The sequence below is a fragment of the Spirosoma horti genome, from assembly GCF_054776595.1.
The window spans coordinates 1-25,981 of record NZ_BAAHBQ010000002.1; the positions used below are offsets into that span (position 1 = coordinate 1).

Below are 25,981 nucleotides of genomic sequence, written 5' to 3' on the forward strand. Positions count from 1 at the left end.
TACCCATAAATGTTTACCCATTAAGCCAGGTGACTCAATCGGACCGTGCGGGTTTACCCCAGCTTTCGCCGGGCTATCCCCCAGTATGAGGCAGGTTGCTTACGCGTTACGCACCCGTTTGCCACTGATCTTGCGACCCGTTCGACTTGCATGTATTAGGCCTGCCGCTAGCGTTCATCCTGAGCCAGGATCAAACTCTCCATCGTAAATATATTTGTGACCACCGAAGTAGTCACGATGTTTATAGCCTTGAATAGTGCTATCCTATGATGTCAATACGTCAAAGAACTGTCTCACGAACCTTTCGGCTTATGATTGCGGCCAACCGTTGTTGGCCTTCCTTATATTTGGGAGTGCAAAGGTACAACACTCATTCGTTCTTGTCAAGAAAAAGTTGAAATTTATTTTTTAACAACTTTTCCAATTCTCATTTGTAACTAGCTGACAGAAAAGCAATTAGATTATCAATCTGCCTGTTCTTTCGTCGTTTGGGAGTGCAAAATTAGGTGTTTAAATTCCTTTACGCAAGCATTGTTTAAAACTTTTTCTAAAAATTTATTCGGCTTGCAAAAAGGGATACTCGTAAGACTTGGGCGGATTAAACGTCTCTTTTATCGTACGTGCTGATACCCAACGATATAGGTTTAAAGCCGATCCCGCTTTATCATTAGTACCCGATGCCCTAGCCCCCCCAAACGGTTGTTGGCCGACTACGGCTCCAGTCGGTTTATCATTGATATAAAAGTTACCAGCTGCGTTTTGAAGCACCTTTGCTGCCTTCTCAATGATATATCTGTCCTTCGAAAATATTGACCCCGTCAATGCATACGGGGAAGTCGTGTTGACAATTTGTAACACATTGTCAAATTCCGATGGCTCATACACATATATAGATAGCACCGGACCGAAGATTTCTTCACACATCGTACGGTATCCTGGATCTTTAACCAATAATACGGTGGGCTCAATGAAATAGCCTTTTGAGCCGTCACTATTTCCACCTGCAATTACCTCGACGTCTTCACTCCGCTTTGCCTCTTCGATATATCCCGTAATTTTCTTGAATGAGCGTTCGTCGATGACGGCATTCATGAAGTTGGAGAAATCTTCGGTTACGCCCAGTTTGATCTCACTCAGGAATTGCTTCATCTTTGCTTCTACGGCTGGCCAAAGCGTAGTTGGTATGTATGCCCGTGAAGCCGCCGAACATTTTTGACCCTGGTATTCAAAAGCACCGCGTACCAAACCGGTTGCTACCTCATCGGCATCGGCCGATTCATGGACCATTACGAAATCTTTTCCGCCCGTTTCTCCCACGATTCGGGGATACGTTTTATACTTGTGAATATTGGCGCCAATGGTACCCCATATTTGCTGAAACACGCCAGTGCTTCCCGTAAAGTGGATACCCGCAAAATCGGGGTGGTTAAAAATAACCTCGCCCGCAACCGGCCCATCGACATAAATAAGGTTAATGACGCCATCCGGTAAGCCTGCTTCCTGTAGAACCTCCATAATGACCTTAGCCGATAATACCTGTGTATAGGCTGGTTTCCATACCACTGTGTTGCCCATTAAGGCTGCCGATGTGGGTAGGTTGCCCGCAATAGCTGTAAAGTTGAATGGCGTCAGTGCAAATACAAATCCTTCCAGTGGACGGTATTCTAATCTATTCCATACGCCCGCTGATGATGCCGGTTGTTGTCCGTATATATCTGTTGCGTAATGTACATTGAACCGAAGGAAGTCAATTAACTCACAAGCAGAGTCTATTTCTGCCTGGTAGGCATTCTTTGACTGCCCTAGCATGGTGGCTGCATTGATTCGGGCTCGGTAGGGTCCAGCAATCAGGTCGGCAGCTTTCAGAAAGATACTGGCTCTGTGTTCCCAACTGAGGGAAGCCCAGGCATCTTTCGCTTTTAAGGCTGCCTGGATGGCCATCTCAACATGGGGCGCATCACCTTCATAAAAATAACCTAATGTGTGCTGATGGTCATGTGGGGGCGCAACGCGTATCTTTCGATCCGTACGTATCTCCGCTCCGCCTATATACATGGGAATATCCGTTTCGTGAGAACGGAATTCAGCTAATGCTTTTTTGAGAGATTCGCGTTCCGGCGAACCGGGACGATATTCTTTTACCGGCTCATTAACCGGCGTTGGTACATTGAATTGGCCAAATGACATAATGAAGTGTTCGAGTTTTTACAAATTTACGGATTGCTATACTTATCCACTAATTCACACTAGTTTTCCACAATTTAGCTGCTGATACTCCATTCATTAAGTTGATTTACCGTACTTTGTTATCTTACTTCGACTTTATTCATGCGTTTTTATAGCACAAATAGCCCCAAGGCGACTGTTTCCACAGAGCAGGCACTTTTTCAAAGCATGCCTGCTGATAGAGGGCTTTACATGCCTACTCCTTTACCGTATCTGGGAACTGACTTCTTTTCAACCATAGCCGGACAATCGTTGGCCGATATTGGTTTTGCGATCAGTCAGGCTTTGTTCGGCGATGAAATAAGTAAAGCTGATCTGGAAGAATTAACTCACCACGCTTTTCCATTCGAAACGCCAGTGGTCGACCTCGAGCCAGGTTCGACGAGTGTTTTAGAGTTGTTTCATGGGCCGTCTCTGGCGTTTAAAGATGTTGGTGCTCGCTACATGGCCGCTTTGATGTCTTACTTTTCTAAGCAGACTGATAAAGAAGTTAATATTCTGGTGGCTACCTCGGGCGACACGGGTGGCGCTGTAGCTATGGGCTTTCACAATGTTCCGGGCGTTCGGGTTTCTATATTATACCCAAGTGGTCGTGTCAGCGAATTACAGGAAAAACAGTTGACAACGTTAGGAGGAAATATTCAGGCATTTGAGGTTCAGGGTTCTTTCGACGATTGCCAGGCTATTGTCAAGCAGGCTTTTTCGGATGATGACTTGAACGCAAACCTTTCTTTATCTTCAGCTAACTCAATCAACATTTTTCGGCTAATTCCTCAGGGCTTTTATTATGTGAGCGCCTACGGACAGGTTCAAAAACAGGGCAAGCCAGTTGTCTTCTCGACACCCAGCGGCAACTTTGGTAACTTAAGTGCCGGTGCCATGGTACAGAAAATGGGATTGCCCGTTGCCCATTTTATTGCGGCTACTAATCTGAATCATGTTGTACCAAGCTATTTAAAAACGGGAGATTATATCCCGAAAGCTTCCGTTGCAACCATATCCAATGCAATGGATGTTGGAAGCCCTAGTAACTTTGTTCGTTTGGCTCATCTCTACGATGATCAGTATGACCAATTTAAAGCAAACGTTTCGGGCTACTTTTTTGATGATGAAGAGACGAGGGCTGGCATGCAGCAGATTTATCAACAATACGGCTACGTCTCCTGCCCGCACACCGCTATTGGCATTATGGGTTTACAAACCTATCTTCAGGATAAGAAGCAGGATTATATAGGTGTAGCGCTGGCAACGGCCCACCCTTCCAAGTTTAAACCATTGGTCGAAGAAGTCCTTGATTTAACTATTGACGTTCCGGAACGGCTTGCTACGCTATCCCAACGAACAAAGCGGAGCATTCCTATTCCAGCCGATTACGAAGTTTTTAAAGAATCATTTTTACAGACTGTTTAACAAAAGTTATCCACAAAAAAGGCTCGAATTTAGGGGTTCGAGCCTTTTTTGTGGATAACTTTCTTTTTAAGCGTCATTACAGCTGTTTAGTTAAGCGTATCTCCTCGTAACGCTCTAAACCGCTTACGAGCCTCAGCGCCATAAATGCTTCCCGGATATTGGGTCAATACTTTTTGGTAGGCTTCCATAGCGGCCTGTTTATCCTTCAACCGCTCCTCATACATTTTCCCTTGTGCAAACATGGCGTCATCGCCTAAAATATCGGTTGGGTAAGTTGCCGTTATTTTTTTCAAGTCTTCCAGAGCCTCAGCATTTTTGCCCTGTTTCATGTACGTATTAGCTCTTAACCACAGAATTTCGTCAGCCAAGCTATGAGTAGGATATTTGGTTAACATTTGATTCAGAGCCGCTATGGCTTCATCGTTCTTATTTTGAAAAAGCAATAGATCAATGTCAGCGTATTCATGCATAGCAGCTTCTGTGCTATCCATACCTGTGTTATCCACAATCAACAGACTCAGCTGCTCAGCATCATTGGCAATTTCACGTGAAGTAGCCAGTTTTAGAACATCCAGCAGATCTTTTGATACGGCAAAATTTCCTCTGTAATAATGAAGCTTCGCATTTTTCAGTTTTGCCTCATACCCCAATAGCTCCTCCTTTTGCGATTTTTCAACCTGAGAATATAACAACGTTGATTCCCAGGGCTCACCTTTAAGCAGGTAAATATCTCCTTTGTCGAGTTTGCAGCGATCAACAAAGTTTTTATCCGTTTTTCCTAAATCAATCGCCAGATCCAGTACTGTGAGCGCCGTGTCTTTACTGTCCAGGTAGTTACCGTACAGGTTTGCCGTACTGCGTAAGGCTTCCAGCGTTTTTACGTTCGTTCCTATTTCCTGAAGCATTTGCTGATAATCACCGATCAGCTTGCGTATCTCGACCTTATCAACAGGATAAGTGTTTTTTACCTGTTCTTCACGAGCACTAATGACTAACCTGCGCGCAAACGGATACAGCTGTCCTTGTGGATAAGTTGTGGATACATACTCAAAAGCCTCAGCTGCGGTCTTGTATTCTTTGTTATTCATGGCCAGCATGCCCAGATCATACACGCGGCTTCCGTTCAACTTGACCCGTTTATCAGTCGCTTTTTCCTGCAGCAACGCCCGGCTGAATTTTTGCTTCTGAACAAAATACCAGATCAGTAGCTCATTATAGGCCAGCTCATTTGGCTCTTGCTGAATTCGCGTATATAATGCTTTTTCCACAAGTGGTTCATCCTTGGTGTTGATAAACCCCTGCAAGGCGGCTAAAACGGGTTCTTTCTTTTCAGCTTGTTTGCTGGTCGTTATGATTTCGTCTATCGCCTTTTCTGTTTGGCCCGTCGCCCGATACAAGGCCATTAATTCCTCGCTGTAAGCCATTGGCTCCTTACCGACCTCACGGGCCGTTTCCAACGAACGGATCGCCCAGCGGCTTTCTCCGGCCTCACTGAAGGCCGCTGCGATTTTTTCCAGCTTTGCTATCGATGACTTACTCGATTGTATGGCTGCGGTGAATTGTGCTTTCGCCTGAGTGCTGTCGCCCTGCTGGGTTGCTAATTGACCGCTCAACAATTCGTAGTAAGCACGATTGGGCTCGTCACTGCGCTGTTGTTTGCGCAGGAACTTAACTGCTTCTTCGGTTTTATTAGTTTTTTGCAAGCTGTTCACATAACGCGACAGTTTTATCCACGTCACATCTGTTTTTAACAACTTGGCATATTCGTTTGCGGCCTTTTCAAAATCGCCGGCTTTATAGTATTCTTCGGCCAGCGTCGCCCCACCTTGTCCCCAGGCCAGTCCAACAGACATCAGCCATAGTAATGCAATAATGACTTTTGACCTTATTAACATTTTATAGAAAAGATTTTTTAAAGAAACGTTATTACTCTTATTAGCTATGTGGAAATGTGAATAAATAAGTTGTCCACTAATCAATATACGCATTGTGGATAACAACTACAAGATATCCACTATCAGATTAGTGCTTATCCACTTGTAATTAGTTTATTCTTAGGTAAATAACATTTTATCCACAATTTGTGTGTTGAAAGTTTGTGGATTAGTGTATAAACTTCGTACACATTTTCAACTGGGGAAAAATTGTGGAACGGATTGGTATATGTGGGACTTTCTCCACAGAAACTAATTTGTTAAAAACCTATGTGGATTACTTCACTAGTCTTCCACATACCCTTCCATTCTTGTGAACAAATTATCCACCGTGGTTAGATAGTTATACACACGGTTATTCACATTAAATTTTCACTTTTTTAATTTAGAATAGACCTTTACCGCTCTTAGCCCAATTAGGCTATTTATGGGGTGATCAAGGCAAATACTATGCCTTATTAAAGAGGTAGATTAAGCTTGATGAGTTACCGGTACGTCTGGCTTCGGCATTAGAGGCTAAGCCCACTCGAATACTTTTACTGTAGTCTGTTTTACCAGTTTGGTATCGGGTGCTCAACATGGCGATATAAAATGCATCGAATACCATTGGTTTCTGTTTAACCATAGTAAAGCCATGTTTGTTGAAAAGCAGCTCTATTGATGAGGGAGTGAAATGATGTAAGTGCCGGGGAACATCGTAGGCAGCCCAATATTCTTTGAAATATTGAGCATCATAAGAATCGGAGTTTGGTACGGCTATCAACAATGTTCCCTTTTCTGTCAACAACTGGTGGAGTATCTGAATGGATTCGTTCAGATCAGGAATGTGCTCAAGTACGTGCCAAAGGGAAATAATGTCGAACCGTTGAGCGCCTACTAGTGCTTTCAGGCTTGGTTCAATTTCAGCGTTCAACTTTTCTATGGCTATAGCCCGGGCATCCGGGTCTGGTTCCATGCCGGTTATCTGCCACCCACCCATTCGGCAAGTCTCAAGAAAGGCCCCCGTTCCACAGCCTACATCCAAGATTTTACCTGGTTTTCCATTAAGTTGATTGATGAGGGTTAATTTCGATCGCAATGTATAATTTCTTACGAGTCGATAAGCCGTATTGACAACGCCACTGCTTTGGTCATTGTGCGACACATATTGATCTGACTTATAATAGGACCCTATCGACTGTGCATCTGGACGAGGATTTGTTAAGCGAAAGTTGCATGTCTGGCACTGCTGAATGGAGAACTTCTGATTACTGACGAGGTAATCCTCACACGTTAAATAGGGACTAAATGTGTTGTTGCCACAAACGGGACATTGATCTATGGTTTCCAAAGCAGGTATTAGAAAGGAGTGAATACAAAAAAGCTCTGATGGCTTATTTAAAATAAACGATCAGAGCTTAAAAAATTAGCGGCCCATGTAGACCAGAAGTATCGATACGTCGGAAGGACTTACCCCACTAATGCGAGATGCCTGGCCAATTGTTGATGGCCTCAAGCGTTTAAGCTTTTCTTTACCTTCAAATGAAAGCGCTTTTAACCGATCATAATCAAAGTTAGAATTGATGGATAGGTTTTCCCATTTGTCTAACTTCTCGGCATTCTGTTTCTCCCGGTTTAGATAATCTTCGTACTTTATTTCAATTACGGTCTGTTCAATGATCTCCTCCCCTACCCCATCCGGCATTTCGGGTATTGATTTCAGCAGGTCTTTTACGTCAGCCTGATCAATTTCGGGCCGCTTCAGAAGCGTGTATAAACTCCCTTTTTCACGTAACGGAGCGCTTCCTTTCGATTCCAGGAACTCATTAATCGACTCTGGTTTTACTTTCGCTATCCGTATGGCTTCTGTTAATTCAGCAATTCCGTTTCGTTTTCCAACCATAGAAGCATACCGTTCCTGCGAGGCTAAACCAATGGCGTACCCCTTTTCGGTGAGCCTTAAGTCAGCATTATCTTGTCTTAATAAGGTCCGGTATTCAGCTCTAGATGTAAACATTCGGTAAGGCTCTTCAGTCCCCTTTGTGATCAGGTCATCGATCAAAACACCTATATATCCTTCAGAACGTTTGATGGTAAATTCCGCTTCTTCATTTGAATTTCTGTGGGCGTTAATACCGGCCATCAACCCTTGACAAGCCGCTTCTTCGTATCCTGTAGTACCATTTATCTGGCCGGCAAAGAAAAGATTGGCTACCAATTGCGTTTCAAGTGTTGGCTTTAACTGCGTAGGCGGAAAGAAATCATACTCAACGGCGTACCCTGGTCGGAACATGCGTACATTCTCAAACCCCTGAATTTTACGCAAGGCATTATATTGTACGGTTTCTGGCAATGAAGTTGAGAATCCATTCACGTATACCTCCACGGTGTCCCACCCTTCAGGTTCCACGAAAATCTGATGACGGTCCTTATCCGCAAACCGGTTGATTTTATCTTCTACTGACGGGCAATACCGAGGGCCAAGCCCTTTAATCCGACCCGTAAACATAGGGGATTTATCAAAGCCTGTTTTTAGCTCATCATGGACGGCCTGATTGGTGTATGTTATCCAGCAACTACGTTGCTTTGTTAAAACGGGTGTATTTGAATAGGAAAACTTTCCTGGTTTTTCATCGCCCAGTTGTTCTTCCATTAACGCATAATTAAGACTTCGACCATCTACGCGTGGAGGAGTTCCCGTCTTCATGCGTCCAGATTCAAAGCCGAGCTGAACGAGTTGTTCGGTTAATCCTGTCGATGATCGTTCGGCAGTTCGGCCACCACCGAATACTTTTTCACCGATAAACATTTGGCCGTTTAGAAACGTCCCGTTCGTTAACACAACGGCTTTGGCGTAGAACTCAACACCTAAACTTGTTTTCACACCCGCAATACGCCCGTTTTTTACAATCACTTCGTTAACGGAATCCTGCCAAAAATCTACGTTTCTATTTTCTTCTAGCGCTTTGCGCCATTCCCAGGCGAATACATTTCGATCGCTTTGGCAACGTGGGCTCCACATGGCTGGGCCTTTTGATCGATTCAGCATTCTAAATTGTATCATGCTTTTATCGCTTATGATACCTGAAAGGCCGCCTAATGCATCAATTTCTCGCACAATTTGCCCTTTAGCAACCCCGCCCATAGCGGGATTACAAGACATTTGAGCAATCGTCTGCATGTTCATTGTTATGAGCAATACTTTAGAACCCATTGTTGCCGCTGCGTTAGCCGCTTCACATCCGGCATGGCCAGCTCCAACTACAATGACATCGTATGAAGAATACATCTCTTATGATTTTTGAAAAATGTTTCACGTGGAAACTTTTCACAAAATTGTTGAAAGTTGTTGAAAAGGTAAAACGTGACATATGCTGAATATTGAACCAACAAAAAACCGCTGACCTTAGTGCAAAGTCAGCGGTTTTAAACAGAATGGAAAACTATTTACTTACCTTCTGTAAATACTGATTTGCTTCCTTTTTGTAAAAAAGATTGTAATTCGGCGAAACAGAGCGAAGAACTTCAACTTGCTTCGTCTTTTGCTGAAAATTGGTCGAATCAAAAAAAGCTGGTGTGCTACGCTTGGTTGACTTAGCTGCTTCTGCTTGCCGTTTTGGATCTTCCTCTTGTTGTTTCAACGCTTTTTCAGATTCCAATAAACGAGTCAAAATCTCATTCTGCCGATTGATTGTCGTTGGATTCACCCGCTTGTTAACCAAGTCTGTTTCGGTTTCATCCATTTTCTCCATCAGCTCTTTCACTTGTTTCTCCTGTTGTTTACCGACTTCTGTTCCTTTTGCATTCTCTTCTAGTTTCTTCAACAGTTGACGGATCATTGCCTGCTCGGCAGCCATCTGGGATAACTCTTCTGATAAGCCCCTACCCGACTTGCCGCCTTTTTGCATTTGCTGCATTTTTGCATTTAGCTGCTTTTGCATTTCGCCCATACCGCTTGGGTTTTGGCCTTTCTTACCTCCTTTCCCCTTGCCCGGCATAGCCATTGCGTTCATCTGTTGCTGCATGTTTTTAAGCACGTCACTAAGCATCAAGGCGAGGTTATTGATTGACGTCATTGCAAACTGCTGCTTTGAAGAAGCCATACTCAATCGACGATCGCGTAATTGCTGTACGCTCTCATCCATGTAAAACTTCATATTTGTTAGTTCACGTGTCACAAACGATTGAATCTGGACTACCCGGCTAGCCAGCGCATTCAGGCTATCTTCTATGATTTTCGCATCGTCCTGTAACTTGAGTTGCTCCTGAGATAGCTTCGTTACCCGTGGATCCTGCAGGCTCATTCCACGAAAATCCTTCATAACCCGTTCCTGACCGAAAGACAATGTAATCAGGTTATCAAGAATATTACGAAGGTCATCCATGTTTTCCTGCATCTCTTCCATCTCCGACGATTGCATAGACTCTTTCATGGCTTTACTCATTGCCTTCATGGATTTGGCTGACTTTTTCTGCTTTGAAGAAGCTTGTTTACCCTGATCGCTCTTCATGTTTTTAGTCGCGTCCTCCATGTCTTTTTCTATCTCCTGCTGCTCTTTTTCAGATGATTCCGGTTTATTCAGATCATCCTTCTCAGCCTGTTTTTCTATCTCTTTAAGTTGTTCCTGCGTATTTTTGAAATCCTCCTGAGACTTCTCCTGTTGCTTCTGCTGCTCTTCGGACGTTTCATTTTTCTTCTCATTTTGTTCAGCCTGCTTCTCCAGTTGTTCAGCTTGCTTCTCTAAATTTTCCGCGATATTATTCACCTTCTGCTCCAGTTGCATCTGCTTGAAAAGCTTAAGCGCGCGGTCTAAATCGCGCTCCATATTCTTCTCTTTCCGGGTCAGCCGATCAAGCATATCAGATGCTTTCTCATCCTGCTTGCGTTCCAAAAGCTGTTTCAACTGCTCATACAATTGCTTAGCTTCTGGATCGAGCAAATCTTTGAAAAGCTTCTGCAATTGCTCCATTTTATCCTGCATCGCCTGGTTTTTTTCGGCAAAGCGTTGCTGTGTGTCATTCGTCTTCTGCATTTGTTCCTGCAGTTTTTGAACTTCATTCATTAACTCCTCACGCTTCTGCAGGATATCCTGTAACTGTTTTTTATCCTGAAAATCGGATGACTTCTTTGTTCTCATCCGGTCTTCCATCGTTTGGAGCTCTTTCTTGATCGCTTGTGTTTTACTGAGCGCGTTATCTATTTGTTCCTCCGTTTTCTGGGCTGATTTATCAACTTGCTTTTGTATCTCAGCATTGGAAGGTATAGTGAAGTTCAACTGATTGGATCGACTGGATTTAGCCCCGTTTACCCCATCATTGTCCCATACCTGAACGAAATATTCCAGCCTATCTTCCTGCCCCAACTTCAAGCTGTCGAGCGACCAGTTGTATACAAAGTTTTGGGAGGTGGTTGATTTATTGACAGGAATTTCCTTCGTATACAAAGGCGATGATTTGCCGTTGCGGCTAATTTTATAATTCAATCGTAGTTTAGAAAAGCCATAGTCGTCAGAAACCAGACCGGAGAGTGCTATGTAATCATACGTTACAGTGTCCTGAATACGGTCTACCGAAATTTGTGGATACCGGTCCGGAATAACCTGCACGTTGTATTGAATGGTGGATGGAGACGCAACCTGACCATTTTTTAAGGAGACCGTATAGCCTGAATTTTGCATCAGTTTCCGGTTCAACATAAACGTATTGTCATCCACTAACCTGGCTGCGGTTGGCTTTGAATCGGTATTAAATCGAAATAAAAGTGAATCCGTATGATCAGCAGCAAACTCCCAGTTCACGACCGTCCCCTGTGGTACGAGTAGATTTCCAACGTTAGAAAGTTGCTCGGACGGTTTATTCAAATAACCAGGATAATCGAGCTTTACATTGAACGAGAGTACAGATGGACGGTCAAGTAATGACACTTTATAAGTAGGAGAATTGTACCCAGCGGCCTCCAGGTGAAAATCCAGATCACGCTGTAAGTTGTCAAAATTATAGGTGAATTGACTCCCGGACTGTTCCAGTTTAAAGCGAGTTCCATTGGCCACTACATACACAGCCTGAGGTACGGCATCGCCAGCTAGCTTTACGGATAAGGGAAAATCTTCGTTCCTGAAAGCTTTCAGGGCTTTGTTCTGAATAATAAATTGAAAAGGGGCTTCCTCTACAAATTCCTTATTGTAATTAACCAGTCGAGTTGATGATTTGGCAAAGAAAGACGGATTCATTATCAAAATGAGGAGAATCAACGCCAAAGGTGGTATAGCATATTTCAGGAATTGCCGGTTACGACTTATTTGAATCGCATTGGCAAAACGGTTTATCAATAGCTGTTGCGAACGTTGATCCAGACTAGCTCGCAACAAATCACTCTGGTCGGTGGAGATACGCTGAAGCTGAAGCGTGTTGAGTAACTTATCCCCTACCTCAGGAAAGAACGTACCAATTTGCCGGGCAGCTTCGTCATTTGACAGGGGTTTACTCAAACCATACAAATTCAGCAAAGGCCGAATGATAAGCAGATAAAGGCCGACAAAGACGGTAAGCAGGAAGCCAAAAAACAGGGCTCCTCGCCCGACGGAGTTAAACCGTCCAACGAACTCCGCTGTATTAATGAACAAATAGCCACTACCCAATAAAGCAATAAAGAATAAACTACCCTTTACCAGCTGATTCTGAAAATAGCGTTTTTTATACTCGTCGATGCGTTGAAGCAGCGTGGAATAAGAAGTTGATGATTGCATAAAACTTCAGATTGAGTAGTTAAACTAAAAGGGACTCGAAATACTGAATGACATGTTTCTTTAAAAAATTCTCCTGCGTCAATAGGTCTCCATGTGGAATGGGCTTCGCCAATGTCCACTGTGGCCATCCATCTTTATCAAGCCCATCGAATGTGTAATACCCATCAAGACTTAATACCCGACAAACAGCAATATGCATCAGATCCTGCTTGGCTTCTTTTGAGAATCGTTTAGGGCCCGTTCCCAATTCCTGAACACCAATCAAAAAGAGAACAGCGTTGAGATCAGCAGGCCTTTTACCAACAAGAGCCTGCAACTGGTCGAGTAGCTCCTCCCACGATTTATCTGTAGTATTTTCGTTCACGGCGCTCATAAATTTATTCTTCTCTCTAAATTACAACGTTTTATCTTATCTAACGAATGCATTCCATGATTCGGATTATTCGTACACTACTAGCCGATTTTGCCGATCTTCTATTCCCTACCCTTTGTTTAGGGTGTGCTAATTCACTGGGAGCCAATGAGAAGATTTTATGTACTAAATGCCGAATCAATTTGCCGGAAACAAACCAGCACAAGGAACCCAACGACCTGAATATCCTCAATAAGTTTGCCGGAAAAGTACCGATACAATTTTTATCGTCTTATCTATTTTTTAGTAAAGGAGGAATTGTCCAGAAACTCATTCATGGGATCAAGTACAAGGGACAAAAAGAGGTAGCGAAAGAAATAGCAGGTTGGTATGGTTATCAGTTACGAACGGAAACAAAGCTTGCAAATGAAATAGACGTATTGATTGGTGTTCCGTTGCATAAGAGCCGCTTTCAGCAACGAGGCTACAACCAAGCCGATTGTATTGCTGAAGGACTCTCTGAAGCCCTTAACCTGCCAATGAGAACAGATGTTCTAATACGAAATCAATTTAAAGGATCACAAACGCGTAAGAACCGGCTGGAACGCTGGGACAATGTTAAAACGGTGTTTTCTGTGCAGAATGAGAATGAGATTCAGAATAAGCATGTGATGCTTGTTGATGATGTACTCACAACGGGTGCCACATTGGAAGCCTGTGCCATTGAGCTTTTACGAGCTGGTTGTAAATCGGTCAGTGTATTAACGTTAGCTGCTACTCACCGATAAAAGGATGGATAAAAAAAAGGTAATTGCCTGTATTTTAGGTATTTATATAAAATAAGGCGGTCATCCATTTCTGAATGACCGCCTTATTTTGTTGTTAAGTTAATTCTATTTGTTTCGGCCGACACCGATCATGGCGCAACGGAAACCAATCATAGCTGTTGCTGAATCCTGATCCAGGAATCGACGTGTACCGGGCGATAACCAGTAAGCTACATCATTCCAGGAACCACCTTTATATACCCGAAGTTTGTCATCAATTAATGACTGTTTGTTTTTGGTATCATAGTTCTTCGATTCATCCAGATAACCGTTCCGACGAATTGGGTTCAGGTCATTAACGTCCTGATAAGATAATGGACGATAAACGTCATAGACCCATTCATTTACGTTACCTGCCATGTTGTATAAACCAAAATCATTGGCTGGGTATGAATAAATTTCAGCGGTGATAATGGCTCCATCATTGGAACGGCCAGCAATACCGGCATAGTCACCCCGACCACGCTTGAAGTTAGCCAGCATTTGGCCCTGTTTCCGGCCTTTCTTGGGGTTCCGCACAGAAGAACCATCCCACGGATAGATTCGCTGATTTATTTGATTCTCGTCCATGTATTGCGTTCCTATGAGCGCTTTGGCTGCATATTCCCACTCGGCTTCTGTTGGCAGGCGATAATCTGGCAAAATCATGCCACTTTCCAGACTTGGTTTTGGCGGAGCCGTTGAGGTAGTTGCTTCCGCTAAAGCAGGTTCTTCAGCCGTTTTCGATTTCCGTTTGAGCGAGAAACCGCCCCCTTTCTTCTTCGGAGCGCCCCCTTTTGCTAATTCGTTATTTACAGCATTAGATCGCCAAACAGCGTAGTCGCTGGCTTGTACCCACGATACACCCACAACTGGATAATACCGGAAAGCAGGATAGCGTAAGTATTGTGTTACATACGAATCGTTGAATGAAAGTGGATTTGCCCAAACCGTTGTATCTGGCAGCGCAGCTTTGACAACTTCTTCTGACGAATCGCGCGTGATGGCATTCAGATACTCGAGGTAGTGAACATTCGCCATCTCGGTTTCATCCATATAAAACGATTGAATCGAAACGGTACGCTCGCGGTTGTCGCGGCTATTCATAACGTCCTCTTCAAGAGCGCCCATTGTGAACCGTCCACCTTCAATGAAAACAAGGTTCGGACCGGCTTTCTGTCCCGCAAACTTCTTTACCTGAAAACCATCTTTCTGGTTGTAAGCAATTCCCGTAGCCGTACTTTGCTTTCCAGGCTTTACGCTGGTTGGGTGCTTGGACTTACAAGATGCAAGGGCCGCCATTGCCAACAGCACATAAGCCGCTCGTTGCAGGTGATACTTTTGAATCATTGCTCTATTTTGTGTAAAACGTAGGTACAAAAATCGTAATTAATTTGTCAATGCGCCCAGTATTTCATCCAGTTGCTCGACAGAAAAAACATCGGCATGCGTGATGATGGGTCGCCCTTTGGATTCCTTTACTGAACTTTTGGCTGGGTTACGCTTTAAATACTCAATTACCTTGCCAAATTGGTCCGATTTAAAGAAGTCATCGTTCCCGTTAGAAACGAAGTATCCTTTCATGATATTATTCTTAAGCGTCAGTTTTTCAAGGTATAACTTCTCCGCTTTCCAGCGAACGTTCACCATTTTGATCAGGTTTTCGACTTCTTCCGGCATTGGTCCGAATCGGTCGATCACTTCCTGACGAAAGGCCTGTACTTCTTCGACATTTTGAAGGCTGTCCAGGCGAGTGTATAACGCCAGTCGTTCAGAAATATTCGATACATACCGTTCAGGAATAACGACCTGTAAATCAGTTTCAATAACGGTATCTGGAAGGGCTAGTTTCAAATCACCGGGTTTTGTCTCGAAGAGGTCCTTAAATTCATTCTCGCGGAGTTCCTGAACGGCTTCATCGAGTACTTTATGATACATCTCGAAACCCAGATCATTGACAAACCCGCTCTGTTCGGCCCCCAGCAAATTACCCGCTCCCCGAATGTCCAGATCGCGCATGGCAATTTTAAAGCCTTCACCCAAATCCGAAAAGTCTTCGAGGGTTTGCAGTCGTTTTCGGGCGTCTGCTGTTAGCACCGAAGGCGGTGGCGTCAGAAGATAACAGAACGCTTTCCGGTTTGACCGCCCTACCCTACCGCGCATCTGGTGCAAATCTGACAGTCCGAAATAATGGGCATTATTTATCAAAATCGTATTGGCATTGGAAATGTCCAACCCCGACTCGATAATGTTGGTTGAAATCAACACGTCAAATTCACCCTCAATAAAACGGGTCATTACCCGCTCAAGCCGGTCGCCTTCCATCTGACCATGCGCCACCCCAATGCGAGCCTCCGGCACGAGTCGCATGATTAGATTGCCGATAGACTCAATGTCATTGACCCGGTTGTGAACAAAGAAGACTTGCCCACCCCGACGCACCTCATAACTGATCGCATCCCGGATGGTGGCTTCGTTAAACGGGTGAACTTCCGTCGTAACGGGCTGGCGGTTGGGTGGTGGAGTCGCAATGACTGATAAGTCACGGGCGCCCATGAGCGAAAAATGCAGTGTTCTGGGAATGGGCGTTGCCGTCAGGGTAAGCACATCGACCTCGACCCGCATTTCTTTGAGTCGATCCTTTGTTTTTACGCCAAACTTTTGCTCTTCGTCAATCACCAGCAGACCCAAATCTTTGAACTTGATGTCTTTATTGACAATTCGGTGCGTGCCAATCAGTATACCTATCTCGCCGGAAGCTACCCCTTTTAGAATTTCCTTAATCTGACCTGCCGTCCGAAACCGATTAATATATTCGATCCTTACGGGAAAATCTGCCATTCGCTCAGCAAAGGTCTTGAAGTGCTGCATGGCCAGAATCGTCGTTGGGACAAGCACGGCCACCTGTTTGTTATCCGTTACGGCTTTAAATGCAGCCCGAATGGCTATTTCTGTTTTGCCAAATCCAACATCGCCACATACCAGCCGGTCCATCGGGTGTGGCCGTTCCATGTCGTCCTTCACATCATTGGTTGCCTTGGCCTGATCGGGCGTATCCTCGTAGATAAAAGACGATTCCAGCTCAGCCTGCAGAAAGCTGTCACGGCTGTAGGCGTAACCCGGTGCGGTTCGCCGTTTGGCATAGAGCGCAATCAGCTCGCGGGCAATGTCTTTTACCTGTTTTCGAATACGGGATTTCTTTTGCTCCCATTCCTGCGAACCCAGCTTGCTCATGGTGGGTGCCCCGCCTTCCCGGCCACTGTATTTCGCTATCTTGTGCAGGCTGTGAATGCTAACTAGCAGAATGTCGTTATCGCGATAAATAAGTCGAATTGCTTCCTGCTCATTGCCGGCATGATCTACCTTCTCAAGACCCGCAAATCGACCAATACCATAATCGACGTGCGTGACATAATCACCCGGTTGAAGTGTTTTCAGTTCACGTAACGTTAAGGCTTTCGATTTCGAGAACTTGTCCTGAACACGATACTTGTAATAGCGATCGAAGATTTGGTGATCCGTAAAACAGGCAATTTTCAAAGCATCGTCTAGGAAGCCTTCACGCAGCCCGATATTCATTGGCTGAAATGTAACGAAAGGATCCAGCTCTTCGAAAATTGTTCGCAAGCGGTCCAACTGTTTAAAGGATTCCCCCGCAATAATGTTGGTGTAGCCCTTCGCCTGATTATCGCCCAGTGTTTCGATTAAGCGCTTGAAATCCTTGTTGAACGATGGTTGTGGCTTGGAACTGTACTGCTGTCTTCCGTCGGTTTTGAAGTAAAATTTACGACCAAACTCAACGGTACGGAACCGTTTCAACTCATTCAGGAATGAACGCCGGGTTTCCCACAAAGCGTTCGGATCCGAAACCACCTGTATGCCTCCACTCGATGCAACTACGGTTGTGAAACTCTGCTCAGCTTTTTCGTAGCACTTCTCAATGATTTCCAGCGTAAACTCCACATCTTTTGCCCATATGGTCGTGGCATCAGGTAGAAAATCGAAGAATGGTTCTCTGGTTTCCTGCGTGAGTTTGGTCTGAATATTCGGGATGATGTTGATGAACTCGACGGGGTCAGTAGAAAGCTGCGATTCGGGATTGAATTTGCGAATGCTTTCTACATCGTCACCAAATAAATCGATCCGAAATGGAAACTCGCTAGCAAATGAAAAGACATCGATAATTCCTCCCCGCACGGAAAACTGACCGGCTTCGTACACAAAATCAGTCTTCTCGAACTCGTATGTTTGTAATAATTCAGATACAAAATGGGTATCCAGCTTCTCGCCTACCCGAATGGTCAGTGTATTGGCTTGTAAAGACCGCTTATTGATTACCTTCTCCGAAAGTGCTTCCGGATAGGTTACCATAAGCAAGCCATCTTTCGGGGCCGGGTTAAGCCTGTTCAGTACTTCGGCACGCATCAGTACATTTGCGTTCTCGACTTCTTCGTACTGATAGGGTTTCTTGTACGACATCGGGAACAGCAATACTTCCCGACCCAGCAAATTCTGCATGTCGTTAAAGAAGTAAGCGGCCTCATCCCGGTCCGTTAGAACATACAGATGATTGCCCCCGACCGATTTAAAGATTGCCGAGGCCAGCACGGCGTCCAGACTACCGGCTAATCCTTTAATTTGTAAACGCTGAGGCTCGTTGGCAGGCTTTCGCGTAAACGGTTCTGTCAGCAGTTTTATGAAATTATCACCGGTATATAAGCCGATTAATTCTTCAGGTTTCAAGCGAAAGTCAGGTTGTATGTCAAGCACGAAAAGCCGCTGGAAGCATATTCCGGCGGCACGTTAGGGTAACAGCAGGTTTCGAAAATTTGTTGCGTTCAGGCTTTATTTCAACGTCGACATCAGGGCATAATCGATACTTTCCGTGTCGAGTGCTTGTCGAATGCGAGGACTGTCTTCGAACACCACAACGATCTCTTTTTTATCGAATGATTCGTCTTCATCCACCCATTTCCAATCTTCTGCCGTGGCATCCAGGATGTTTAGCACGCTGGCTAATTTTGCCGGATCGCGCTCCTTACTGATCAGTTCATTGGTGTTGGTGAAGTATAAAATGACTCGCTTATCCTCCAGCCATTGTAGGTCATTTAGCGAGTCGTTCAACCCTTCGAGGGTGAATGTGAAGTTTGGAATCTCAAGCAAATCAGCCATCTCTTCGTAGAACTGGCGCAGCGTGAGCGCATGTTTTCCGTCGATGTTCGCAATGAAATCATGGGCATAGCGGGACTCCAGTTCGCGCTCCGATTGGCAGATGAGGAAATTAGGGGTCATGTGTTTTATATAAATGATCAGTCTGAATGGATGAAAAAGAATGTTTCCACGTGGAACTGAAAATCAAACAGTTATAAACGTATGTAACCAGTTAAACCCTGGTTACTTATGCATATTTAAGCAAACCGTACCTGCAAAAGTACAATTTGCAGACATAAAAAAACCCTCCTGGGTGGAGGGTTTTTGACATAAAGTCAGTTCAGCGAAAAGAGGGGAATCCGAGCCGCCACCATGTTATGGAACATCAATTCAGTAATCATAGGTGTCATGTATTTGATAAGTGGAAACTCGGAAATAGATTCCATCACTTCCAGTTCTGAGTCGGCTTTGAAGATGCACCAGAGTTTGTGGCGGTCGACCGAAAGCGAATACGACAACAGAAATCCCTTCTCCATCAATTCCTCCACTTTGAGCCGTTGGGCAGGTATGCGGTTTTCGAACCCTTCATCCAGCACGGTCGGAAGATCAAATTCAACCATATATTGGCTCATAGGCATTATTGTTAGGTAACAGCCGAGTTCTATCGGTTCCCGGCTAATAGCAAATTAACGATGTTTAGCTCATCTTCGTTAATCGAATGCGGAAAATTTGGATACAATTTCGTCGTCACCTCAGCGCCCATCTGCTGAAATACGGCCTCAGATTCCAGAACCCGCTTTTTTGGGACGTGCGAATCGTGATCACTACAGCCTAAAAAAATAGGCGTCTTATTGAATGATCCTTCATAGGTTCGAGGTGTATCGTCGGGACCGATCAACCCACCGCTAAGGCCAAACACACCACCATACTCAGCGGCATGGCGAGCCACGAATTCAAGCATGAGGCAAGCTCCCTGCGAGAAGCCCAGCCAATAAATCTGTGGCAATTTAAAGTTGAAATCGGACTGCAATCGGGCACGTAAACTGGCCAGTACCTCTAGTGCAGACGATAGATATGGCTCGTTTTCATTCATGGGCCGCAGGAACGAGTGAGGATACCAGGTGTTTCCCTGTGCTTCAGGCGCGATAAAGGCAAAGTCTTTATCCTGAATATAATTGGATATAGACAGAATGTCCCGTGCCGAACCACCCCGGCCATGAACCATGACCATGACTTTTGTTGCTTCCTCCAAAGGCTTTCCGGCCGTATGAATATTGTTCGGGTTGTGTATCATAAGAATTAATCGGTTTATACTTTACGGTATTCGGTTGGCTGACGCACACGATTACTGAAGTGTCAGCCAACCGAATACTGTAATCAGATACCACAAACTTATTTTACCAAAATCGCTGGTAACTCCGCTTCAATTTTAGCCCGGCGGGGTTCGTATTGTGGGGGAAGTTTCAGCGCTGTTCCTAACTCGGCGACCGGCTCATCAACGGCAAAGCCCGGTGGGTTGGTTGCCACTTCAAACAATATACCGCCGGGCTCCCGGAAATAAATACTGTTAAAATAGTTGCGATCCTGTACGGGCGTCACATGGTAACCTCCTTCGGCCAGTTGCTCCTGAATGATCAACTGGGTTTCATCCGAATCGGTAGAGAACGCGACGTGGTGAACCGAACCTGCACCCTGTAAGGCGTGTACATCTTTGGGCGAATGCAATACATCGACAAAATTACCAGGACCACCCAGACCAGCTTTGAACCGGAACCGGCCCTCCTCCTCTCCTACCAGGGTGTGCTGCATCGTTTCGGTCAGCAGTTTAATGGTCCGATCCGGATTCAATTCATTTAATGTGACCGTGTGGAAACCACGAACGGCATACTCCGCCGGAATGCGACCATTGTCCCAACCTTGCCGCTGATCGTCATCCGTGAAGACAAGCTCAATACCCATGCCATCAAAATCTTCAAAGCGCACATAGGTTTCCGAGAACCGTTTGTATGGACCCGAATATGGAATGTTGCGTTCATGAAGCCGATCCATCCAAAAGCTGAGCGATGCCGTCGGTGCCGAAAAAGCGGTATATGTCAACTGACCGATGCCCTTCCGGCCGCGAGGTAATTTGCCGTATGGAAAGAACGTAAGAATCGTGCCGGGTGAACCCGTTTCGTTTCCGTAATATAAATGGTAGACATCGGGCGCGTCGAAATTGACCGTTTTCTTGACCAGCCGAAGCCCCAGAATATCCGTGTAATAATCGACATTCCGTTGTGTATCACCGGCCAGGGTTGTTACGTGGTGTAATCCGTTTATGAGCGTTTCCATACGATTTATAAGCGTTTGCTAATTGAAAAGGTTTTAATGTTTATGTATTTAATGTACATACATTTAATTTTTTTAAAACGTTCAATAAAAACGTCCGGACTGTTAAGCCAGGACGTTTTTATAATTCAAGTGCTGGATAGCAACTAAACTACTCCATAAGGAACGGATAGTCGGCTTGCATGTATACGTCCTTAAAGGCTTCTTCGGGAGATGGGTAGGGCGACTCTTCGGCAAACTTAACCGACTCGTCAACAATCCCTTTTATCTTCTGATCAATGGCATTCAGATCATCCTGAGTAGCAAGACCCTTTTCAAGAATCACTGCTTTCACCTGCTCGATAGGATCGCGGAGCTTGTATTCTTCAACTTCTTCCTTTTTGCGGTATTTCTGCGGATCGGACATGGAGTGACCACGGTACCGATACGTGCGGAACTCCAGGAAGGTTGGTCCTTCGCCCGCGCGGGCTCGTTCGGCAGCCCGGCTCACAGCCTCGTGAACAGCCTCGACACTCATCGCATCGACGGGTTCTGACGGCATATCATAGGCTTCAGCCAGTGTATATAAATCGGTTACGTTCGAGGTACGCTCAACGGAGGTTCCCATCGCGTATCCGTTGTTTTCAACAACGAAGATGACAGGTAATTTCCAGAGCATGGCCATGTTGAAGGCTTCGTGCAAGGCCCCTTGCCGCACGGCACCATCGCCCATGAACGTGATGCACAAATTCCCTGTCTTGTTGTATTTCTCTGAAAAGGCAATACCTGCTCCCATCGGAATCTGCGCACCAACAATGCCATGCCCGCCAACGAAATTGACTGACTTGTCGAAGATGTGCATTGAGCCGCCTTTTCCTTTCGACGAACCGGTTTGTTTGGCGAATAATTCGGCCATGATTGCCTTTGGGTCGGAACCCAGCGCAATCGGGATACCATGGTCACGATATGCTGTAATCCACTTATCGTCTTTAGTCAGGGCGGTGAATGAACCTGATGAACAGGCTTCCTGACCAATATATAAATGGCAGAATCCACGGATTTTCTGTTGACCATAAAGTTGCCCGGCTTTCTCTTCAAACTTCCGTTGCAACTGCATGGATTCGTACCAATACATATACCGCTCTTTGGGATGCTGTACTTTCGTGGCAACGGCCGACTGGGCTTCCGAAGCCTTACCATTTTGTTTGGGTTTCTCTTTGACGCTTGCCATGAGGAATGTGTTCGATAAAATGAGCTGTCGCTGGCGCTCTGCCATTACGCTGGGCAACCGTTGCGGGACAACTGGCTTAGGTCTGTTTACCTAACAAACCGACCGTATCTTTGTTGCCAAGTTTATTGCCCGCTCATTTGTAATAACTGAGTGGGCAATAAACTCCCGCGAAATTAAGCATTATCGCGTTATACCCGACACCTATGCACCTCGAAAAGCTTAGCCTGACCAATTTTAAGAATTATGAAGATGCCCGGTACGTCTTTGGGCAACAGGTGAATGTGATTGTGGGTCCCAATGGCAGCGGCAAAACGAACCTGCTGGACGCAGTATATTTTCTGTCATTAAGCAAAAGTGCCTTCCAGACGCAGGATGCGCTGAGCATTTTGCATGACGCAGACTACTTTATTATCGATGGTATTTTTGAAGAACATGCTGACCGTACTGTCCAGATCACGATCAGCCTGCAGCGTGGGCAACGGAAAGTTCTGATGGCGGACAAAAAACCGTATGAACGAATTAGTGAGCATATTGGCCGGTTTCCGGTGGTTTTAGTTGCGCCCAATGATACAGACCTGGTACGGGAACATAGCGAAGATCGCCGACATTTTTTCGACGGGGTGCTCTCCCAACTCGATCCAACCTATTTGCGGGATTACCTGATGTACCAGCAAGTGCTCAAGCAGCGAAACAGTTTGCTCAAACTGTTTGCCGAGCGTAGTCAGGTCGACAATGATTTGCTGGATACCTACGATGAGCCTCTACTCGACCTGGGGCAGAAAATTCATAATCGCCGGAAGCAGTTTATTGAGGAGTTTCTGCCCAGCTTTCGCGTTCACTACGCATTTTTAAGCGATGAGCGTGAAGAGGTAAACATCGTCTATGAGTCGGAAGTAAGCAATTCAGACTTTGCCAGCGAGTTTCGGCACTTTCGTCGGCGTGATACGGTATTGCAACGGACAACGATGGGCATTCATAAGGACGATTATTCCTTTATGATTGCCGGAAAAAATGATCAGCCGCCCGTGCCGCTGAAAAAATTCGGTTCGCAGGGGCAGCAGAAGACATTTGTCATTGCGCTCAAGCTGGCCCAGTTCGATCAGTTACAGACCGAGAAAGGTATCAAGCCTATTTTATTGCTGGATGATATTTTCGACAAGCTGGATGATCGACGCATTGGTAAGCTGATTCAGCAAATGGACGAAGGCGTATTTGGCCAGCTTTTCATTACCGACGCCCGCCCCGAACGCACCCGCGAACTACTGAACAACGTAAAAGCCGACGTTCGATTTTTCGAGGTTAGTCATTAGTTGTGTACTAAACAGCCTCTGGCTGTTTGAGAGTGGCTGACTCTGAGAGTATACCTGGTCTTTAGCGCAAATAGCCTCTGGCTGTTTGATACATAGCACTAAAAAAAGCCCGACGCCGTAGCTGGTTCGTCGGGCTTTTGCGTTGGTTCACTCCGCTTTTTCGGCCGTTCATCATTTAATTAAAAATAGCCTGGAAACTCAGAACTATATTTGAGTTTCCTAAGTTCATCATGTAAAAGTTCTATTGATTGATGAAGGAAAGGATTCTTGAGGAGGCCGAACGGCTATTTTGGAAATATGGCGTTCGCTCAGTGACGATGGAGGATATCGCTCGCAAACTTGGTATTTCCAAGAAGACGATTTATCAGCATTTTTCCGATAAAGAGCAGATTCTGTATCAGGTCATTGAGGGTAAAACCGGTAGAGATCAGTTTGAAATGGAATGTATGGTTGTTGGAACCACTAATCCAGTTGAGGAACTTCTCAGCGTTCTGGACATGATGCAGAAAAATGCTGACCAGGTTAGCCCCAATCTGCTCATCGACATAAAACGGTATTACCCACAAGCATTCGCGATTTTCAGGCAATATAAAGAAGAACAGATTATGCGGTCTATTCTTGAAAATATACAAAAAGGTATTTCTCAAGGCCTATATCGCGCCGACATAAATCCAACCATTTTGGCCCGTCTTCGGGTCGAGCAGATCGAGCTGGCTTTCGACAATGATATTTTTCCCACCGACCAGTATTCAATGCATGACATTCAGTCTGAACTGACCCATCACTTTGTGCGCGGTATGCTCACCGAACAAGGATTCACCATTTACAACCAGTTTTTGAATAAAGGAGTACAACCAATTATCTATGAAAACAAATAGTATACTTTTCATTGCAGCGCTTTGGCTGCCTACCGTCTGGCCAGGAGCAGGAGCGTTGGCTCAGGCCCCTACTCAGCCCTCGGTTGGCCAGCAACCCACCGGGGCAGCGGCCAGTGGTCAGCAGCCTGGAGCGCAGCAAGCCGCAGGTACTGGCTCGATCATAGCGCAGCCTGGTACAATACCCGGCACGGGCTCAGCTGTCCCTTCGCAACCGAGCATTAATTCGACAGGAGGAGTACCATCCGTCAATCCGTCGGAAGGGCCGGTAAATCTGCAACCTACTGTCATCACCTCATTCAAATCGGGTTTAGGGTTAGCACCAACGGGGCTAAAGCCCTCGGGTCAATCAGGAAACGGACAGGCTTTTACGCTGCAGGAAGCCATTGACTTTGCGTTACAAAAAAACGTCAATGTGCGTAATGGTCAATTGGATGCCGTAAGTGCTGAAGCCCGCATTCGGGAGGTCAAATCGTCGGCGCTACCTCAGGTAGCCGCTAGCGCGTCACTGACCGACAACCTGATTATTCAGCGGGCTTTTTTACCCGCTGTCTTTTTCGATCAGAAGGCCGCTCCCGATGCACCGGCGGTGCCAGTCCAGTTTGGGGTTGCTTACTCAAGCAATGCGTCTGTCAACCTGAACCAGGTTATTTACAGTGCCAGTCTGAACGTTGGCTTGCGGGCTGCGGCTACCTATCGGGAGCTGGCTCAACGCAACCTACAATCGACTAAAGTGACGGTAGCTGAGCAGGTTGCCAAGGCTTATTATGGTGTGCTGGTGGCGGTTGAACGGGCTAAATTGCTCGATTATAACATTGGTCGGCTCGATACGCTACTGAACGAAACGGGGGCGCTAAATCGGCAGGGCTTCGTTGAGAAACTTGACGTGCAGCGATTGGAAGTACAGGCAAATAATTTGCGCGCCGAGCGTCAGAATGTCCAGAATCTGATTGAGTTGAGTTATACGCTATTGAAGTTTCAGATGGGGCTAGGAGTAAATGACGAAATCACGCTGTCGGAACAGCTACTGGACCGACGAGCAGATGATCTGCGGCCATTGATTTCAGCGGATCCTACGTTTCAGTATCGCAGCCGGATCGAGTATTCAACGCTGGAAACGCAGATCAAACTGGCCGAACAGGATATTGAATTAACGCAGAAAGGCTATCTACCATCGGCATCCGGGTTTGTCAACTATGGGTACAACAGTGGCCGGAACGCATTTAGTCAGCTTATAACGGATCCCTGGTTCAATTTTGCAACGATTGGCATAAGCTTACAGGTACCCATATTCGACGGTTTTCAGAAGCGCAATCAAATTGCCCAGAAACGGATTACGCTGCAAAAGGCCCAGAATAATGGAGAATTGCTTCGTAACTCCATTGACCTGCAAATTCGTCAGGCAAGCATCACGCTGAAAAATAGCCTGCAAACGCTCCAGACCCAGCAGCGTAACCGCGATCTGGCCCAGGAGATTGTTCGGGTAACCCAGATTAAGTACAAAGAAGGCGTTGGATCCAGCATTGAAGTGCTCAATGCTGAGGCTTCATTCAGAGAAGCACAAACCAACTACTTTTCATCCTTATATGATTTTTTAATCACGAAAGTTGACCAGGACAGAGCGCTGGGTCGGCTGTATGTGGGAAACTAAAAT

The 25,981-nt window shown here is 45.5% G+C and carries 18 protein-coding genes and 1 rRNA gene; 5 read left to right on the plus strand and 14 right to left on the minus strand.

The features are described from left to right. Positions 1 to 206 (minus strand): 16S ribosomal RNA (locus ACYVAM_RS04130); the annotation flags it as partial. A gap of 349 nt (positions 207 to 555) precedes the next feature. Beyond that, positions 556 to 2,187, minus strand: coding sequence for an L-glutamate gamma-semialdehyde dehydrogenase (pruA, locus tag ACYVAM_RS04135; protein WP_461064236.1), 1,632 nt, complete (start codon positions 2,185 to 2,187; stop codon positions 556 to 558). Positions 2,188 to 2,328: 141 nt separating this feature from the next. On the opposite strand from pruA, the gene thrC reads away from it, so the two are divergent. After that, positions 2,329 to 3,636: a threonine synthase gene (gene thrC, locus ACYVAM_RS04140; protein WP_461064238.1), complete on the plus strand. Its 1,308-nt coding sequence runs from the start codon at positions 2,329 to 2,331 to the stop codon at positions 3,634 to 3,636. Between the two features lie 86 nt (positions 3,637 to 3,722). Here thrC and ACYVAM_RS04145 read toward each other — a convergent pair whose 3' ends face one another. The 5 genes from ACYVAM_RS04145 to ACYVAM_RS04165 all read right to left on the minus strand — a co-directional run bounded on the left by ACYVAM_RS04145 (position 3,723) and on the right by ACYVAM_RS04165 (position 12,668). Next, entirely contained in the window at positions 3,723 to 5,531 is a 1,809-nt protein-coding gene (locus ACYVAM_RS04145) for a tetratricopeptide repeat protein (protein WP_461065668.1), read from the minus strand. 487 nt (positions 5,532 to 6,018) lie between these two features. Then, complete coding sequence (locus ACYVAM_RS04150; RefSeq protein WP_461064240.1) at positions 6,019 to 6,900, minus strand: class I SAM-dependent methyltransferase; 882 nt, start codon at positions 6,898 to 6,900, stop codon at positions 6,019 to 6,021. 75 nt (positions 6,901 to 6,975) lie between these two features. Then, the gene (gene mnmG / locus ACYVAM_RS04155) at positions 6,976 to 8,838 is read right to left on the minus strand and encodes a tRNA uridine-5-carboxymethylaminomethyl(34) synthesis enzyme MnmG (protein ID WP_461064242.1); all 1,863 of its coding nucleotides are present in this window, start codon (positions 8,836 to 8,838) and stop codon (positions 6,976 to 6,978) included. Positions 8,839 to 8,992: 154 nt separating this feature from the next. Then, entirely contained in the window at positions 8,993 to 12,295 is a 3,303-nt protein-coding gene (locus tag ACYVAM_RS04160) for a DUF4175 family protein (RefSeq protein WP_461064244.1), read from the minus strand. 19 nt (positions 12,296 to 12,314) lie between these two features. After that, a complete protein-coding gene (locus ACYVAM_RS04165; protein WP_461064246.1) occupies positions 12,315 to 12,668 on the minus strand; it encodes a hypothetical protein in 354 nt (117 codons plus the stop codon). 56 nt (positions 12,669 to 12,724) lie between these two features. On the opposite strand from ACYVAM_RS04165, the gene ACYVAM_RS04170 reads away from it, so the two are divergent. Then, on the plus strand, positions 12,725 to 13,435 hold the full coding sequence (locus tag ACYVAM_RS04170; protein ID WP_461064248.1) for a ComF family protein: 711 nt from the start codon (positions 12,725 to 12,727) through the stop codon (positions 13,433 to 13,435). Between the two features lie 105 nt (positions 13,436 to 13,540). Here the strand turns inward: ACYVAM_RS04170 and ACYVAM_RS04175 are convergent, their stop codons facing one another. From ACYVAM_RS04175 to pdhA, 7 genes are all read right to left on the minus strand, one after another. Further along, positions 13,541 to 14,803 (minus strand): SUMF1/EgtB/PvdO family nonheme iron enzyme, encoded by a 1,263-nt coding sequence (locus ACYVAM_RS04175; RefSeq protein WP_046578403.1) that lies wholly within the window; start codon positions 14,801 to 14,803, stop codon positions 13,541 to 13,543. 39 nt (positions 14,804 to 14,842) lie between these two features. Beyond that, on the minus strand, positions 14,843 to 18,196 hold the full coding sequence (gene mfd / locus ACYVAM_RS04180; RefSeq protein WP_461064251.1) for a transcription-repair coupling factor: 3,354 nt from the start codon (positions 18,194 to 18,196) through the stop codon (positions 14,843 to 14,845). Between the two features lie 102 nt (positions 18,197 to 18,298). Further along, positions 18,299 to 18,745 (minus strand): barstar family protein, encoded by a 447-nt coding sequence (locus tag ACYVAM_RS04185; RefSeq protein ID WP_461064253.1) that lies wholly within the window; start codon positions 18,743 to 18,745, stop codon positions 18,299 to 18,301. Between the two features lie 194 nt (positions 18,746 to 18,939). Beyond that, positions 18,940 to 19,236: a muconolactone Delta-isomerase family protein gene (locus ACYVAM_RS04190; protein WP_046578409.1), complete on the minus strand. Its 297-nt coding sequence runs from the start codon at positions 19,234 to 19,236 to the stop codon at positions 18,940 to 18,942. A 29-nt stretch (positions 19,237 to 19,265) separates the two neighbouring features. Next, entirely contained in the window at positions 19,266 to 19,898 is a 633-nt protein-coding gene (locus ACYVAM_RS04195; RefSeq protein ID WP_461064255.1) for an alpha/beta hydrolase, read from the minus strand. A gap of 98 nt (positions 19,899 to 19,996) precedes the next feature. After that, entirely contained in the window at positions 19,997 to 20,935 is a 939-nt protein-coding gene (locus ACYVAM_RS04200) for a ring-cleaving dioxygenase (protein ID WP_461064257.1), read from the minus strand. A 148-nt stretch (positions 20,936 to 21,083) separates the two neighbouring features. Beyond that, the gene (gene pdhA / locus ACYVAM_RS04205; protein WP_461064259.1) at positions 21,084 to 22,142 is read right to left on the minus strand and encodes a pyruvate dehydrogenase (acetyl-transferring) E1 component subunit alpha; all 1,059 of its coding nucleotides are present in this window, start codon (positions 22,140 to 22,142) and stop codon (positions 21,084 to 21,086) included. Between the two features lie 203 nt (positions 22,143 to 22,345). On the opposite strand from pdhA, the gene recF reads away from it, so the two are divergent. The 3 genes from recF to ACYVAM_RS04220 all read left to right on the plus strand — a co-directional run bounded on the left by recF (position 22,346) and on the right by ACYVAM_RS04220 (position 25,978). Beyond that, on the plus strand, positions 22,346 to 23,452 hold the full coding sequence (recF, locus tag ACYVAM_RS04210; RefSeq protein ID WP_461064261.1) for a DNA replication/repair protein RecF: 1,107 nt from the start codon (positions 22,346 to 22,348) through the stop codon (positions 23,450 to 23,452). Between the two features lie 251 nt (positions 23,453 to 23,703). Further along, the gene (locus tag ACYVAM_RS04215) at positions 23,704 to 24,330 is read left to right on the plus strand and encodes a TetR/AcrR family transcriptional regulator (protein ID WP_461064263.1); all 627 of its coding nucleotides are present in this window, start codon (positions 23,704 to 23,706) and stop codon (positions 24,328 to 24,330) included. Next, entirely contained in the window at positions 24,317 to 25,978 is a 1,662-nt protein-coding gene (locus tag ACYVAM_RS04220) for a TolC family protein (protein WP_461064265.1), read from the plus strand. Before ACYVAM_RS04215 ends, ACYVAM_RS04220 begins: the two co-directional genes overlap by 14 nt. Positions 25,979 to 25,981: the final 3 nt, after the last annotated feature.

What these genes read in the sequence shown, in the direction of transcription:
- ACYVAM_RS04220 (WP_461064265.1), top strand. Translation starts at nt 24,317, where the DNA reads ATGAAAACAAATAGTATACTTTTCATTGCAGCGCTTTGGCTGCCTACC.
- ACYVAM_RS04215 (WP_461064263.1), top strand. Translation starts at nt 23,704, where the DNA reads ATGAAGGAAAGGATTCTTGAGGAGGCCGAACGGCTATTTTGGAAATAT.
- pruA (WP_461064236.1), bottom strand. Translation starts at nt 2,187, where the DNA reads ATGTCATTTGGCCAATTCAATGTACCAACGCCGGTTAATGAGCCGGTA.
- ACYVAM_RS04160 (WP_461064244.1), bottom strand. Translation starts at nt 12,295, where the DNA reads ATGCAATCATCAACTTCTTATTCCACGCTGCTTCAACGCATCGACGAG.
- pdhA (WP_461064259.1), bottom strand. Translation starts at nt 22,142, where the DNA reads ATGGCAAGCGTCAAAGAGAAACCCAAACAAAATGGTAAGGCTTCGGAA.
- ACYVAM_RS04200 (WP_461064257.1), bottom strand. Translation starts at nt 20,935, where the DNA reads ATGGAAACGCTCATAAACGGATTACACCACGTAACAACCCTGGCCGGT.
- ACYVAM_RS04145 (WP_461065668.1), bottom strand. Translation starts at nt 5,531, where the DNA reads ATGTTAATAAGGTCAAAAGTCATTATTGCATTACTATGGCTGATGTCT.
- ACYVAM_RS04175 (WP_046578403.1), bottom strand. Translation starts at nt 14,803, where the DNA reads ATGATTCAAAAGTATCACCTGCAACGAGCGGCTTATGTGCTGTTGGCA.
- recF (WP_461064261.1), top strand. Translation starts at nt 22,346, where the DNA reads ATGCACCTCGAAAAGCTTAGCCTGACCAATTTTAAGAATTATGAAGAT.
- ACYVAM_RS04165 (WP_461064246.1), bottom strand. Translation starts at nt 12,668, where the DNA reads ATGAGCGCCGTGAACGAAAATACTACAGATAAATCGTGGGAGGAGCTA.
- mnmG (WP_461064242.1), bottom strand. Translation starts at nt 8,838, where the DNA reads ATGTATTCTTCATACGATGTCATTGTAGTTGGAGCTGGCCATGCCGGA.
- ACYVAM_RS04185 (WP_461064253.1), bottom strand. Translation starts at nt 18,745, where the DNA reads ATGACCCCTAATTTCCTCATCTGCCAATCGGAGCGCGAACTGGAGTCC.
- ACYVAM_RS04190 (WP_046578409.1), bottom strand. Translation starts at nt 19,236, where the DNA reads ATGAGCCAATATATGGTTGAATTTGATCTTCCGACCGTGCTGGATGAA.
- ACYVAM_RS04170 (WP_461064248.1), top strand. Translation starts at nt 12,725, where the DNA reads ATGATTCGGATTATTCGTACACTACTAGCCGATTTTGCCGATCTTCTA.
- thrC (WP_461064238.1), top strand. Translation starts at nt 2,329, where the DNA reads ATGCGTTTTTATAGCACAAATAGCCCCAAGGCGACTGTTTCCACAGAG.
- ACYVAM_RS04195 (WP_461064255.1), bottom strand. Translation starts at nt 19,898, where the DNA reads ATGATACACAACCCGAACAATATTCATACGGCCGGAAAGCCTTTGGAG.